This window comes from Clostridia bacterium (assembly GCA_034926675.1).
In the GTDB taxonomy this organism is placed as follows: Bacteria; Bacillota; DTU025; order DTU025; family DTU025; genus JAYFQW01.
In genome coordinates this window covers 25,768-40,884 of record JAYFQW010000062.1, presented here as the reverse complement: position 1 = coordinate 40,884, position 15,117 = coordinate 25,768, and the positions used below count along the sequence as shown (strand labels likewise).

Below are 15,117 nucleotides of genomic sequence, written 5' to 3'. Positions count from 1 at the left end.
GAACTCATCGACTATGGGTCTCCATTTCGCACTCGATAGCGTCTCGGGCATAAGCAAATCCCCCTAGAATCGGTATTCTCAAGGGGGATTATCGCATGCTCGCCGGCATAGCTCCAGGTGGGCGCTATTTGACGCTTACGGCCAAACCGGCATTGTCGCGCGCTCAATGCGACTCAAATGGACATTGACCACGGGGTCAGTGTCCATTTGGTCGACATTGACGGTCCGACTCCCGCGGCCGAGGTTCGCGCAGATTCCATGACGCGCGCGGGCGATTTCCGAAAACACGTCTAGCTGCCAGTCAGCCACGCCACATTATGCCATGATCCCGCCCTCTCGCGCGCAGTGTCGCCAATCTAGCCGGAACGTGCGTCTGGAGGGTCTCAATGCTGGTTTCATCGACATCGCGGGCGTCTCAACGTCGATTCCGTCGACATTGAGCTCATCTCACTGCTGGATTCGTCGACAGTATCGCTCCAGGGCTCGATCGCGTTGGTCACACCTCGTCAGGCGGCGCGGGCGCGCAGCCGGGGGCCATGCATGTGGCGCGCGGCTACAGCAGCGCGCCACGCTGACTACCCGACCCTGGCCAAACAGGGCAGCACTTGAGAAGATCAAGCACGAGAGTCGCCATGTGCTATACGAAATCTCGGGAGATGTGCAGGCTCAAGGAGCAAGAGTATGAAGATCTGAAGCCACTAACGAGGAGTTGCCCATCCCGGGCAAAAAGACAACAAAACGGCCTACAGCACGGATGATCCTAGACTCGTTTGATGCTGTCATCGTTGTTCAGCTTCCCGATGGCAGTCGGCTGCTTTCTGAATCAAAGCTGTTCCCGGACAAGATGTTTCGGGCTCTGGGAGTATCGCACTATCGCCGTCGGTCCCCATCACGATTCCGAAAGAAAATCGCTTCCTCTGAAAACCAAGAGATTCAAGGCCCGAGGGTGCTGAATATGGGCTTGGGCTATCGGGTGTGCAACAGGTGTGGAGAAAACACAGATGCAGCGGGAGTTCATCCTGCTGCACAATTGTCGCACCTAGTGGCATGATGGTGGCCCTGGCAAGAATCGAACTTGCGGCCAACGGTTTAGGAAACCGCTGCTCTATCCCCTGAGCTACAGGGCCACGCAATTCTGTTGTGAGATAAGATGGCGCGCCCGGCTGGATTCGAACCAGCGGCCTGCGGATTCGTAGTCCGTCACTCTATCCACTGAGCTACGGGCGCACTGCCAGATGATCGCGCAGCGCCTTCGAGCGCCGCCTCACCCATGAATTATAGCACGCTCGGCAAATAGGAGTCAATGACATGCGCGGACTGTCATTCATCCCCGTCTGGCGGAGAATGCCCAAGAGTGATGCATTTCTTTTGGCAGCTGCCATCGTGGTTACCCCCTCGGATTGTATTGCATTACACCCGAAGAGAACCACATGGCGGCTGTCCCTATCAATGCTCACAGGATCCTTCCGCTGGATTTACACCACTACCTAAGACACTAACACTCCGCACTGCACTGAACTGCCCCTAATGGGAATCGCGGTGGATGCCGATACTGTTGTGTAACAACATGGCGACACGATGGGGGAGGAATACACCATGTTCAACAGGCTGAAGCTTGGCGCTAAACTCGCTGCCGCTTTCATTCTGGTATCGCTGATCCCGCTTGGTCTGGTGTCGGGATTTGCGTATATGCAGTTCCGGGGCGCCATGAAGAAACAGGTTCACGGAGCTACTCAGGCTTTCTCCCAATCTGTCCGTCAGCAACTCAGTGCTTGGATAGCCGGGAAGGGCAACGATGCATCAGTGCTTTCCACTACGAAAGACGTTCGCGGCAGCCTTGCAGTGCTCGAGGCGTCCGCATGGAACAGCGCGAGCCCGGAATGGCGGGCGATGAAGACGGGTGTGCTGGACCATCTTGCCGACGAAGTAGTGCGCAACTACGGGTACGCATTTGTGTTCATCATGGATCCGAATGGAACAGGTGTGTGGTCAAACGCCAAGTCCATCGAAGGAGCTGACCTGTCATCGCGCGATTACTTCCAGGGCGCCATGGCAGGCAAGGTCACGTATTCGAGCATCTTCTATTCCGGCGTGGTGAACGACAATGTCATCGTCACCGGGGCGCCGATATACGCAGGTGCAGGAAGCAGCCGAATCCTTGGGGTTCTGGGCCTTTCCATGACCACGGCAGACATGGAGCGCAAACTCCAAGCCGGCCTCGAAGAGCTCGGGGAGTCGGCAGATGCCTACATCGTATCTCAAGACGGTACGTTCCTGACCAACACCAAGCACGGCGTCTACTCGAAGGACGCGGTGCTTAAGCAGAAGATCGACACCGAAGCCACGAGGCGTCTTGCCAAGGAGATTGCCGCGGGGAACACGAATTACTCTCAGTCAGTCGAGTATAAGGACTACGATGGCCACACGGCGCTATCCGCGATAGGCGTTGTCATGCTAGGCGATCATCCTGCTGGACTTGTGGTTGAGCTCAATGCCGCGGAGGCTTTCGCCGGCGCAAACACAATGGCGAAGGGGCTTGCCATAGCGGTGGGCGTGGTTGCGGCATGTGTTGCAATGGTTGGGCTGGTCTTCGGACGGCGCCTGGCGAGGCCGCTTTCCACAACTGCGGTGATGCTAAGTGATATCGCGAGTGGCGAGGGCGATCTCACAAGACGGCTCGCGGTTGCAGCCAGCGACGAGATCGGTGATGTGGCAAAGTGGTTCAATGCCTTCGTAGATAAGATCCAGACCGTGGTGAAGAAGGTGCAGGTGAGCTCGGAGCAGGTTGCCGAGGCAAGCGCGCGCCTCTCCGATGTCGCCCAGGAGGTAGGCAAGGCGAGCCTCCAGGTGACATCCGCCATCGACCAGGTCGCACAGGGCACCGGGGAGCAGGGCAAGATGTCGAGTGATGCTGCGGCGATGATGAGCGAGCTTTCGCAGGTGATCGATTCCATAGCCGCTGGAGCTCAGGCACAAGGAAAGTCTGCCGACAACATGGCGTCAGCAGTTCAGAGCATTTCGGAGACTCTTGGCAAATCCCAGGAGGCAGTTGAGAAGACATCGGAGTACCTGAAACATGCCACCGTTTCGGCGAACGATGGTGTTCGGACGGTGCAGATGACTTCAGACGGTATGGCCAGGATAAGCCGAACGGTGTCGGAGGCAGCGGGGCGGGTTGAGGAACTCGGAAGGCACTCCGCGCAGATCGGCGGCATCGTCCTTGCAATACAGGATATTGCGGAACAGACGAACTTGCTGGCTCTGAACGCTGCCATAGAGGCCGCCAGGGCCGGTGAGCACGGCAGAGGCTTCGCGGTAGTGGCAGATGAGGTGAGGAAACTCGCGGAGGGGGCCGGCAGGTCCGCGCGGGAGATCGAGTCCTTGATCAAGCAGATAACTGGGAGCATAGGCCAGTCAGTTGAATCCATGAACGCGAGCGTGAAGGAGATTGAGAACGGGGTGGCGCTCTCTGCCGAGACCCAGCAGGCTCTGTCGAGGATCTCGGAGCAGGTGAAAAGCACAGAGGGGCAGATGGCTCGGCTTGAGACCGCGTTTGAGGAGTTTGCCCGCTCCCAGGCCGTGCTGAAAGAGGCTGCCGACAGCATCGTGAACATAACCGAGGGGAACTCCGCCGCCGCGGAGCAGATGGCGTCCCAGAGCGCGCAGGTATCGGATGCAGTGTCTTCTATAGCAGCTATCATCGAGGAGACGGCAGCCAGTTCCGAAGAGGTCTCAGCTTCATCAGAGGAGCAGCACGCGGCTATTGAGGAGGTTGCGGCATCAGCGAAGAGGCTGGCAGAACTCGCTTCCGACCTCAACTCGATGGTGGGAGGGTTCAAAGCGTAGGGAGCATCGGAGGATCGAGAATCTGATCGCCGGATCGCGAATCCAATTGACAAAGACTCGATGGAGTTGTAGCATTTGCCCAAGAGGTTACTCTTTAAGATCGGTCCTGTGAGGCCGGCAAGAGTGTACGGGGTGGGCTTCTATGCACTTCTGGCCGGCGGGCGGAAGTGCATTTTTCATGCCCGCCGACCCCCGGACGAGGGTAACCGCAGGGAGGTACATGCAGATGGCGACGAAGAAAAACCCTGAACTAACCGGCTACCTGCCAGATGACACACCACCGTTCTGGAAACTAATCTTCTTCGCACTACAGCAAGTGATAGTCATGTTCCCCGCCACGGTCTTGGTAGCACTCCTCACTGGGTTCCACGTTTCCACCACCGTGTTCGCAAGCGGCCTGGCCACGATCGGCTTCCTGCTCGTTACCCGCGGAAGGATTCCTCTCTACTACGGCTCCAGTTTCTCATACATCGCTGCAGTCGCAGCTATCACCGGAGTAAAGCAGTTCGGCGAAATCGCGACCGATCTGGCCATCTCGCAGGCGCAATGCGGGATCATCGCGTCTGGGCTGGTGTCGATTGTCGCAGGGCTCATCATAAACAGGTTCGGCAAGAAGCAGGTCGAGAGAGTCCTGCCCCCAGTGGTGACTGGGAGTGTCGCCATCGTGATCGGAATCGCCCTGGCTGGGGCCGCAATGAACTCCGCCTCGTCGAATTGGACGGTGAGCGTCGTGACGCTCGTCGCGACTATCCTGTTCTCCGTGTATCTCCGGGGCACTCTGGGGCAGCTCCCGATCCTCCTCGGCGTTGCAGTCGGGTATGCGGTGAGCGCAATGATCGGCGCGGTGGATTACTCAGTGATCTCTGCGGCGCCGGTGTTCACGACCCCTCACTTCACATTCCCATCGTGGAGCCCTGCGGCGATGCTTGCGATCATGCCTGTCGCAATTGCGACCATACCTGAGTCAACTGCGCACCTCTACCAGATAGACCTGTACGTGAACAATCTGGCCAAGAGACTCGGGCGTGAGAAGAGATACAACATATCCAATCTGTTGGGATCTAGCCTCGTCGGAGACGGTCTGGGCGATATGATCGCCGGGGCACTGGGCGGACCAGCGGGCACCAACTACGGAGAGAACAACAGCGTGATGGCGATAACCAGGAACTTCTCTGTTCCCGTCCTCGCCGTGGCGGCCCTTGTCGCAATAGCACTCTCATTCCTCGGCAAGCTGGCGGGCGCCGTAAACTCCGTTCCAAACGCCGTGATCGGCGGAGTCTCGGTGTATCTGTTCGGCGTAATCGGGGTGCAGGGCGTGGCTCTAATGATCTCGGAGAAGGTCGACCTGTTTTCCTCCAAGACTTTGGCCATCGCAGCGACGGTCCTGGTGATAGGCATCGGTGGAACCTTTGCCTTCCCGAGCGGGATGATCCCCGTCTTCGGCATCAGCCTGCCTGCCATAGCAACTGCGGCCATATTCGGCATACTGCTGAACATTGTGTTCCAGCTGTTCCCTGGCCCAGATGCTGCGGCTGCTGAGAAGTAGACGACGTCATCCGGCAAAATCGGGTTCTGGACGCAGAGACGGGGGCTGGGCCTGTGCCTGGCGCCCCGTTTCTGTCTAGTGATCGCGGGATAGCCAGCCACGTCGATGGCCCCGACCTAGCTGCACTGGGAACATCGAGATAGATGCGGCGTCTCTAGATGTGGCGCGCGGAATATCGTGCCGAGGAGGGAATGATTTGCGTAGGTATCGTATCTCTCGAAATGCAGCACTGATCATGCTCGTCCTTCTGTTCTTGGCGAGCGCCCTATCTGGAATGGCGTCAGCGAAGGTTGGCTCGAAGCCTCCTAAGGGTCCCAAGCCGCCCAAGGAGAAGAAGATCGACTGTGTTGAGACGCTCCGCACAGCATCACTGAAGACGTCACGCGGGCTGTTGGTGACGGAAGTTCCGGCTGGAACCGTGTTTCAGGCAGCGGAGCACAAGGGCAATGTGGTCTGGGTATATGGGCCGAGCGGGCAGAGGTACCAGATGCGCCGGCAGGACGTTAGGACAGTGCCCGGGCATAGGATCTCGATAGAGCACGTCCACGACGACCAGTATAAGGCCCTTGCGCAGCAGTACACTATCCTGCAGGTTGTGGCAGTGATGCAGGCGGCGCACCCGCAGTCAGATACCCAGCTGGGCATCTCAATGCGCACTGAGTGGTTCGACAAGGTTCAGATTGAGCTCGCGATAAAGATGAAGATGGAAATCCCGCAATACTCGATGATGACCGCGTGGGCGATGTACGCTGGGTTCATCATCAAGTAAGCGCGACCGGGAGGAAATGCGGCCAGGATGCCGAAGGCACACCGACGATGACGCTAGGGATACGAAGAGGTGATAACGTATGGACTACGGAGCTGTGTTCTCCCGGTGGCTTGATTCGCCTGGCCTAGACGACTTGGCAAGGAAGGAACTCATGGGTCTGTCTTCCGATCTCCGCGAGATCGAAGACAGGTTCGGGCGTGATCTTGCGTTCGGCACTGGGGGCATGCGCGGGAAACTAGGCGTGGGCACTAACAGGATGAACCGCTACGTGGTTCGCAGAGCCACTGAGGGTTTCGCCAGTTTCCTCCTGCAGGGGGATGAGCGAGCGAGGGAGTCGGGAGTTGTGATAGCCTACGATTCCCGCCGAGGATCCCGGGAGTTTGCGGAGGCTGCCGCACTTACTTTGGCGTCGCGTGGAATCCCAGTCCATCTCTTCGACGAAATAGCCCCCACTCCAGTCCTTTCATTCGCCGTGCGCGAACTCGGGGCGGCAGGCGGCATTGTGATTACGGCTAGTCACAACCCTCCGGAGTATAACGGCTACAAGGCGTACGGGCCTAATGGCGGGCAGCTGCTTCCAGAGCCCGCCGCTGAGGTTGCCGCCAGGGCGGAAGAGGCGCTTGATTACCTGGATGCCCCCGGAGAGCCGAAGGCGCAGATCAGCCAGGTAGGCAGCGCCCTCTTCGATAACTACGTCGGTCGGGTAGTTGACCTGATCGAGGAGATCGCCGGGGGAATTGTTCCTACGGAAGCCAGGGCTGGAATGGGCATAGTGTACACGCCATTGCACGGAACCGGGTATCGTCTGGCGCCGAGAGTGCTTGAGTCCCTAGGATTCTCGAATGTGTACATGGTAACTGAGCAGTCCGTTCCCAATGGGGATTTTCCCACTGTTAAGCTTCCTAACCCCGAGGATCCGGCTGCATTCGCCATGGCGATATCGCTGGCCAATGAGGCGCGCACAACGCGTACAAGAGGGATGAACACGGAGGGAGCCTCGGGCGTGGCGCCAGAGATCCTGTTAGGCACCGATCCCGACTGCGACCGGGTGGGAGTGGCGGTTCGGGATGGCGATGGCTGGAGGGTGCTGACCGGAAACCAGGTCGGCGTCATCCTGTGCGACTTCTTGATTGACAGCGCCGAGCAACGTGGCGTTGATCTCCGGGAGTGCGCCGTGGTGAAGACCATCGTCACCACCGAGATGGTCCGCGCGCTTGCCTCTGCGCACGGAGTGGAGACTATCGATACCCTTACTGGATTCAAATACATAGGCGCGCTAATGGGCGAGCTTGAGCAAACAGGGACCAGCTTCCTGCTCGGCCTGGAGGAAAGTTGCGGGTATCTCGCTGGCACATTCGTGCGTGACAAGGACGCCATAATCGCATCGGCGCTAGTGGCGTGCGCCGCTGCACGGCAGCACGCACGTGGACGCACGCTCCTGCAACGCCTGGAAGAGCTATATGGGCAGTATGGCTATTATGTGGAGAGGCTTCATACTGTAGCAGTTGCAGGGGCATCGCCGGCGGGAGGGCCTGGCGGAGCTGATGACGCAATGGACTCACTTCGGCGGGATGTTCCCGATTCCGTGGGCGACTTCCTCGTGACTGAAGTTCACGACTACCTCACCGGATGGACGAAGAAGCGTGGGGCGGGGGTGATGGTCCCGATCAGCCTACCGAGGGAGAACTGCATCCAGCTGGTTCTTACGGGCGGAGGAAAGATCACACTTAGGCCTTCCGGAACCGAGCCCAAGCTGAAGCTGTATGTCGCGGCGATGGGCCGTTCGGCGCAGGAGGCGGAGGAGCGTGCAGGCGTGCTTGAGGCCTCAACGCGCAGGCTGCTTCCGGTGGCGCCCTAGTCGGGAGTTCGGTCTGCGCGATTGTGAGTGAGGCCACTGTAATTGAAAGGGCAGTGCCCGGTGGAGTCTATTGGTTCATCGTCCGGAGATTATGACTAGGTTTGTTCCTGGGGCTACTTGACATCTCCTCACCCTGAATGATATCATTCTGCAAACGAATAGCGACGGTGCCAATGATCGGGGCTAGTAGGCGCATCGCCACTGGCACAGCGAGTTGGGGATAGTGTGAGCCCAACGCCGGTAGGAGCGGCTGAATGGATCCGTGAGGCGCGGAGCCGAAAGGCATGCGAGTAGGTTCCGCCGGAGGTCCACCGATAGAAGGATAGGGTATTAAGGGCCACGAGGCCTGCGTACCTGGAACAACGAGTGAGTTCGGAGCGATGCCTACCCGCAGGCGTGCGTGTAGCCATACGTCCGGGCTAATCGGGGTGGCACCGCGGTTACAGCCCGTCCCCATTTTGTGGGGGCGGGCTTTTGCGTACCCATCTTAGGGAAAGGGAGCGATCGATATGGAGAAAGCCAGAGTGAAATACCTGCTTGACGAGGGGAATCTGCCGACCGCCTGGTATAACGCGGCGCCGGATCTGCCGTACGCCCTAGATCCTCCTCTGAATCCCTCAACCATGGAGCCTGTTCGGCCGGAGGACTTGTTTCGTATCTTCGCTCCGTCCATCGTTGAGCAGGAGGCATCGATGAGGCCATCGGTGGACATACCCGGAGAGGTACTGGATGCGTACCGGCAATGGAGGCCAACCCCCATGTTCAGGGCGAGGCGACTTGAGACTGCTCTCGGCACAAACGCCAGGATCTACTACAAGTACGAGGGAGTCAGCCCCGTAGGAAGCCACAAGCCCAATAGTGCGATTGCGCAGGCCTACTACAACAAGCGTGATGGCGCCAGAAGGTTGGCAACTGAGACGGGCGCGGGTCAATGGGGCTCCGCGCTCTCCATGGCATGCGCCTTCTTCGGGCTTGAGTGCTTCGTGTACATGGTTCGTGCAAGCTACGATCAGAAGCCCTACCGTCGCGCGCTAATGCAGGTTTATGGGGCGGATGTCATCCCAAGTCCGAGCAACAGGACCAGGGCTGGCCGGGCAGTGTTGGAGTCTGACCCCGATTCCCCAGGCAGCCTTGGCATCGCCATCAGTGAGGCGGTTGAGGATACGGTGACTCATGATGGAACGAAGTACGCCCTGGGCAGTGTGCTGAACCATGTCTTGCTTCATCAGACGATCATCGGTCTTGAAGCGAAACAGCAGATGGAGATGGCCGGGGAGCAGCCGGATATGGTCGTAGGCTGTTGCGGAGGAGGAAGCAATTTCGGCGGAATCGCTCTGCCGTTCCTTGAGCCATCCTTGAAGGCCGCCGTCGCGGAAAGGCCGCATGATGGGCCGAGGGCCATCGCTGTGGAGCCGACAGCCTGTCCTTCTCTCACCAGGGGCGCCTATGCCTACGACTACGGCGATACAGCGGGGCAGGCGCCGGTAGTGAAGATGTACACTCTCGGTCACTCGTTCATCCCACCTTCGGTTCACGCTGGAGGGCTAAGATACCACGGCATGTCGCCGCTGTTGAGTTCGCTCTACAAGCACAAGCTGATCGAGGCCGTAGCGGTGCAGCAACTGGATACTTTCAGGGCGGCGACGTTGTTTGCCAGGACCGAGGGGATTCTGCCGGCGCCTGAATCGGCCCATGCCATCGCTGAAGTGGTGGAACTGGCATTGAGGGCGCGCGAGAACGGGTCGGCGCCTGCTATCCTCTTCTGCCTCAGCGGGCACGGCCATTTCGACCTGTCGGCCTACGACGCGTACGGAGCGGGGCGTCTCTGCAACTACGAGTTCCCGCAGCAAGATATCGACCTGGCTTTGAAGGGACTCCCGAGGGTCTGAGGGGCACGGCAGAGTAGACCCCACAGTGTGGCGTGAGCGAAGGAGGAGGATCTGCAATGTCGGAGTTTTGGGTTCGCGCCTTCGGAATTGTGGAAGCTGGGGCGCTCTTGCCTCATGAGCAGGTCATTAAGGAGCACCTCGTGGAGCTCATTGACCGAATATGGCGCGATGGTATGCTTCGTCAGCCAGTGATCGTGGATCGGGCCTCGATGGTCATCCTTGATGGGCACCATAGAGTCTCGGCTTTGAAGAAGCTGAACTGCCTCTTCATCCCGGCATACCTGGTGGATTACCGTGACCCATGCATAGTCGTTCACCCTAGGCGGGCCGACATCCAAGTGGATAAGGAGAGCGTGGTAAGGACTGGGCTCCGGGGCGTTCCGTACCCGCCGCTGACCTCTCGTCACGAGTGGCCATCCACTCCTGATTCCCGTCCGGTAGCCTTGGCCGATCTGATGGACGATGCGCCTCGCATCGCTACCGGGTAGGGAATGGCGCGAGGCGCGCGTCACGTCCTGTCTCGATGCCCGGAGAGTGCGCGTGCTGCGTGGCTTACCGCCTGATACCCTCGGGCGAGCGCCTCTGGCAGGCTCGACGCGCCCTCTCCGAACGGTGGAGGCCCCATGAGTCGGATGATCGTGGTCGGGTCTTTGGCCGCCAAGCTCTGAGCGGCGACCTGAGCGGTTGCCTCGGTGAGGTCGCTGCCCATGAGCCAGAAATCAGAGAGGCGCGATTCGATTGGCGGAATCTCAGCGATAGCGGCAGTGCCGCCGTCTGCAGGGCAGCCTCGATCATTGTCAGCACCGAGATCTGGCCCCGGTTCGGCGGATTTGCGCGTTTCTGAAGCATCGTGCCTGGCATCGCGGAGTGCCTTCACTGTGTCTGCCGCCGTCCGTCCTCTGAGGGTGAACAGCATGAACGGATCGCGGTCGAACTGCTCGGCCATGATGAGGCAGACTGCGGCGACGTGCTTGCACGGGTTTACCCAATCCGGACAGCTGCAGTTGGTCGAGATATCGTCGGGGGATTGGGGGAAGAGCGAGACCCCGGCCTTTGTGAAGATGTCCTCGATGTCGGCAGGCATTTCACCGGCGAGGAGTTGAGCCGCGGTGCTGGCCTGCTGAGACATGAGGGCGTACACCCTGGCCCAGTCCCTGTTGCTTATCGCCTTGACTTTAACAGAGACTCGATACGGCCTGGTCCGTGCGCCCTGAACGAATGCCTCTGCCTTGCCAGGGGATATCTGAAGGGAGAACACCTGCCCTTTCCGTGCGTAGGTCTTGCCTCTCGCGAGCCTGTCGCCGATGCTGCTTATGTCCAGTGAGTTCAGCCAATGCTGCGACCACCAGGTATCGCCGATCTTGCCACGCGTGCTGCGGGCCTTGATTCCTCCTACTACGGGAATCGGCCCATCCGGTGTCGATCCCCAATCCCACCAGTTGCTTCGTCTAGACATTCGACTCCTCCATCATCGCGCCTGGCGTGAGTTCCAGAAGGCCGCGAAGATCGTCGGTGGACAGCTCGGCGAGCCAGCTCTCGCCTGCCCCCACTATCTGTTGGGCGAGGGCCTTCTTATCCTCGATGATCTGATCGATTCTCTCCTCCAGAGTGCCTGCACATATGTACTTATGAACCTGCACATTCCTGACCTGCCCGATCCGAAACGCTCGGTCGGTAGCCTGATTCTCCACAGCTGGATTCCACCATCTGTCGAAGTGGAACACGTGGCTCGCCTGGGTGAGGTTCAATCCGACACCCCCTGCCTTTATGGAGAGGATGAATACCGGCGCTTCACCGCAGGGATCCTGGAAGCGTGCCACTGCTGCATCCCGCTCCGGCTTCGGCGTTCCCCCGTGCAGCAGGAGAACATCCCGGCCCAGCTTCTGTTGGAGGTAGGGCTGGAGGAGCTTGCCCGCTTCAGCGAATTGGGTGAACACGAGGGCCCGATCTCCTGCCTCGATGATCTCCTCCAACATCTCTTCGAGCCTGGAAAGCTTGCCTGATCGCCCATGGAGGGCGCTCCTGTCCTGCAGAAACTGGGCAGGGTGATTGCATATCTGCTTGAGCTTCATGATCGTCGAGAAGATCAGGCCTCTCCGCTGGAACCCTTCGAGGGTCTTGATCTTGTGCGTCATGTCATCTACAACCGCCTGGTACAATGTGGCCTGCTCACGGGTTAGGCTGCAGAACACCTTCATCTCGATCTTGTCGGGGAGGTCCTGGATTACGCTGGGGTCGGTCTTCACTCGGCGAAGTATGAAGGGTCGGACCATCCGGCGCAACTCCTCGCTTCGTTCCTGATCCCCATCCTTCTCGATAGGCGTGGCGTATCGTTCCTTGAAGCGGGCCCGGCCTGGAAGGTAGCCTGGGTTCAGGAACTCCATGATCGACCACATATCCCCAAGATGGTTCTCGACCGGCGTTCCCGTAAGTGCAAGCCGACACCTGGCCGAAAGCGAGCGTATGGACTTAGCTTGCTTTGTGTCGGGGTTCTTGATGTTCTGCGCTTCGTCCAGGACGATTCTCTCCCAGTTCACTCTGGCAAGATCCTCGCGGTCCCGGTTGGCCAGTGCGTAGGTGCTTACTACGATATCCGCGGCTTGCGCGTCCCGGGCGAAGTCCTCGCCTGATAGGCGCAGGCAGCCGTGGTGGATCATGACTCGGAGTGTCGGCGCGAACCGCGCAAGCTCATGCTTCCAGTTCTCTACTACCGACATTGGGCAGACCAGTAGTGTGGGTCCTGGCAGCGTCGCCTGAGCAGACGGAAGAGCTTCAGAGGCCTGGGTCGAGGTTTCGGCCTGGCCTTGCTTTTCCAGGTGAGGGCTGCACCCATCCTCCCGTTCGTGAAGGAGCAAGGCGATAACCTGAATCGTCTTGCCGAGGCCCATATCGTCTGCGAGGCAGCCTCCAAGGGAGTGCCTGCTGAGGAAGGCAAGCCACGAGAGCCCCCGTTCCTGGTAGGGGCGCAGCGTGCCCACGAAGTTGGCTGGAGCTGGAACCCGTTCGATCCTGACGCCTGGCGATAGGCCGGCCAGGAGGTCTGAGACCCATCCCTCAGATTCCACCTCTACTACTGGGAGAGTCGCCTCGGCGCCGCCCACTGGATGATCGCTTGGCTGAAGTGCTTCACCCGCTTCAGCATGCAACTGAAGCCGCAAGGCTTCAGCCAGGCTGATGCCTCTGGACTTCCGCTTTCTGAAGAATGCCAGTGCGGCCTCGATGTCCTCCGGCCGCAGTTCCACCCACTGGCCTCTGATCTGCACCAGGGGCGCCTTCAAGGCGGCGAGGCGGGCGAACTCCTCCGGGGAGATGGATTCCGAGCCGAGGGAGACCTTCCAATCGTAGTCAATCAGTGATGAGGCGCTCATCAGTCCGCGTGATGCACCTGCCTGCTTCGGCCCTGCCGCTGGCTTCAGGCGGATCCTCAGGCCCAGGCGGGCGGATCGATTGTTCCACCACGGAGGCACGAGCACTCCGTAGCCTGCCTGCTGCAGGAGGGGGACGCTCTCCTTGAGGAATCGGTAGGCTTCCTTGGGCGACAGCTCGCAGCCTATGGGGATTGGGTCGTTAAGGGCGCGCTTCAGCTCAGGAGCGAAGGCGGAGGCGCGCCATATGTCTGCAAGGAGGCGTTCCTGCGGGTTGCGCAACCAGCGGTCGGCCACAAGACCGACCTGCACTCCGGAGCGCCACAGTGTGCAGGCGTCCAGCAGCAGGCTCGGATCATCGGATGCCTGCAGATGGAAGCTAATCGTCCAGGCATCGGGGGCCGAGTCAGCGCCTGCGTCGGCCTCTGGATTGCCGGCATGGTCCGGGTCGGGAGAAGGCTCACGATCATTGGGGGCAGCCGGCGACGCCGGCGGCTCAAGCCGGAAGCAGGTTCGGAAGGAGTCGCCCACAGGCGCCATCGGGAGACCCTCGATCCACGAATGAACCTCCGCAGAGAACCTGGCGATCTCTGCGGATGTGGCTGCGATGCCAGGATGCGACGACGCCAGAGCACGAGCCCATCGAAGCCACAGTGGCCCTGGCCCAGTCCGGTGGCTGAGAGCGAGCGCGCTGGAGCTGCCAGCCCATATGCTCCGTTGGAGCTTGCTCATGTGTTGCCGAACGAATGAGTCAACGACGGTGCGAAGGAAGTCGGTGATCATTGCCTCCGGATCGGTGGAGATCGGATCCTCTGGGCATGCCATGCAAACTGGTGGGCAGGCCTGAGAGAGAACCCTCACCCTGGAGCGGACAGCTGTGTCATTCAGCAGCGGAACCCACACTGCGGCGGCGCTTTCCAGGCCTGATCCGATGACAACGTCGGGCTGAAAGTGGTTTGGGCCCAGGTCCGCTTTGCCGTGGAACGGGGCGCCGGCGGCCTCACTGCCGAAGGACAGATCCGGAGCGTACTGGCCATCAGCCAGGATGTCAAGGGCAAGGCGGGCGACATCCGCCCAGAAGTGGAGCGATGCGCCGGCCAGTGGATACTGGTCGTCCAGCGTGGAGGCGATATCCCGCCGATTGCCGCCATCCAATTGGGAAACGGCGATGCCTGCCAGGTACTCGAGGGCGGGCTCGGGCGGAACGCGAAGCGCAGCGACGGTCCAGGCAGCGAGGGATACTGGACTTGCTCCTCGGCCTGGTTTCGCGGAGGGCTTCGACCCTCGGGCAGTGCGTATCCTGGGAACCTCCGAGACTTCCGAGATCTCCGAGACCTCCGGGCCCTCGGCGGATCCGTCGAGGGGCGCAGACCAGTTTCTACTGGCCATCCCCGCTAGCTCCTGGCTTGGCAGCGGCTCACGGCGCGTGGAAGGAAGGGTCACTGTCAGAACGGCGTCCTGAGCTTCATCTGTCGTTGATGCCGGACCCATCTGCTCCACTGCCCACGCAATAGGCACGATCCTGGCGGCGAACGGATGAGGACGGCCGCATGACCCGGCGCGGCGCCGTCCGGCGCCCGGAGATGTTTCGGTGATGAGGCCGGGGTCCTCTGCCCATATGCAGAGCTCGCCTTTGAACCATGTCGCATGAAGAACCAGCAATAGCGCACGCCTCCTGAGACGGATAACATACCCCAAAATATCAATAGCACTGCGGGAGACCTTTGTCTACGGGCGCAGATGGCAGCGTCGCAGTCTTGCGAGAATGGACCTGTTCATCTGCAAGAAGGTGCAGCCCGGGATGGACAAATCGCATAACGCCGTGCGGCGCTCCCTGAATAGTG

General features: G+C 59.9%; 8 protein-coding genes and 2 tRNA genes. 6 read left to right on the top strand and 4 right to left on the bottom strand.

Features of this window, described 5'->3' with window-relative positions:
* Positions 1–1,051: 1,051 nt before the first annotated feature.
* Both VB144_13295 and VB144_13290 read right to left on the bottom strand, forming a co-directional pair.
* Positions 1,052–1,127: transfer RNA gene (locus VB144_13295), tRNA-Arg, on the bottom strand.
* Between the two features lie 24 nt (positions 1,128–1,151).
* Positions 1,152–1,227 (bottom strand) — tRNA-Arg (locus VB144_13290).
* 369 nt (positions 1,228–1,596) lie between these two features.
* Between VB144_13290 and VB144_13285 the strand changes: the two genes are divergently transcribed.
* The 6 genes from VB144_13285 (at position 1,597) to VB144_13260 (ending at position 10,396) form a co-directional block, all read left to right on the top strand.
* Positions 1,597–3,846 carry a methyl-accepting chemotaxis protein gene (locus VB144_13285; protein ID MEA4884600.1) on the top strand — a complete coding sequence of 750 codons (2,250 nt, stop codon included), beginning with the start codon at positions 1,597–1,599 and terminating at the stop codon, positions 3,844–3,846.
* Positions 3,847–4,072: 226 nt separating this feature from the next.
* Positions 4,073–5,392, top strand: a complete 1,320-nt coding sequence (locus VB144_13280) for a solute carrier family 23 protein (protein ID MEA4884599.1) — start codon at positions 4,073–4,075, stop codon at positions 5,390–5,392.
* A 196-nt stretch (positions 5,393–5,588) separates the two neighbouring features.
* Positions 5,589–6,161 (top strand): hypothetical protein, encoded by a 573-nt coding sequence (locus tag VB144_13275; GenBank protein ID MEA4884598.1) that lies wholly within the window; start codon positions 5,589–5,591, stop codon positions 6,159–6,161.
* 79 nt (positions 6,162–6,240) lie between these two features.
* Positions 6,241–8,019 carry a phospho-sugar mutase gene (locus VB144_13270; GenBank protein ID MEA4884597.1) on the top strand — a complete coding sequence of 593 codons (1,779 nt, stop codon included), beginning with the start codon at positions 6,241–6,243 and terminating at the stop codon, positions 8,017–8,019.
* 509 nt (positions 8,020–8,528) lie between these two features.
* A complete protein-coding gene (locus VB144_13265) occupies positions 8,529–9,908 on the top strand; it encodes a TrpB-like pyridoxal phosphate-dependent enzyme (protein MEA4884596.1) in 1,380 nt (459 codons plus the stop codon).
* A gap of 56 nt (positions 9,909–9,964) precedes the next feature.
* Positions 9,965–10,396, top strand: coding sequence for a ParB N-terminal domain-containing protein (locus VB144_13260; protein MEA4884595.1), 432 nt, complete (start codon positions 9,965–9,967; stop codon positions 10,394–10,396).
* 20 nt (positions 10,397–10,416) lie between these two features.
* Here the strand turns inward: VB144_13260 and VB144_13255 are convergent, their stop codons facing one another.
* Positions 10,417–11,364, bottom strand: coding sequence for an SWIM zinc finger family protein (locus VB144_13255; protein MEA4884594.1), 948 nt, complete (start codon positions 11,362–11,364; stop codon positions 10,417–10,419).
* A complete protein-coding gene (locus tag VB144_13250; protein MEA4884593.1) occupies positions 11,357–14,935 on the bottom strand; it encodes a DEAD/DEAH box helicase in 3,579 nt (1,192 codons plus the stop codon). The genes VB144_13255 and VB144_13250 overlap by 8 nt, the downstream gene beginning before the upstream one ends.
* Positions 14,936–15,117 lie beyond the last annotated feature (182 nt).

Excerpts from the sequence above, each read along its gene's own strand:
- VB144_13285 (MEA4884600.1), top strand. The coding sequence starts at position 1,597 with ATGTTCAACAGGCTGAAGCTTGGCGCTAAACTCGCTGCCGCTTTCATT.
- VB144_13280 (MEA4884599.1), top strand. The coding sequence starts at position 4,073 with ATGGCGACGAAGAAAAACCCTGAACTAACCGGCTACCTGCCAGATGAC.
- VB144_13270 (MEA4884597.1), top strand. The coding sequence starts at position 6,241 with ATGGACTACGGAGCTGTGTTCTCCCGGTGGCTTGATTCGCCTGGCCTA.
- VB144_13265 (MEA4884596.1), top strand. The coding sequence starts at position 8,529 with ATGGAGAAAGCCAGAGTGAAATACCTGCTTGACGAGGGGAATCTGCCG.
- VB144_13260 (MEA4884595.1), top strand. The coding sequence starts at position 9,965 with ATGTCGGAGTTTTGGGTTCGCGCCTTCGGAATTGTGGAAGCTGGGGCG.
- VB144_13255 (MEA4884594.1), bottom strand. The coding sequence starts at position 11,364 with ATGTCTAGACGAAGCAACTGGTGGGATTGGGGATCGACACCGGATGGG.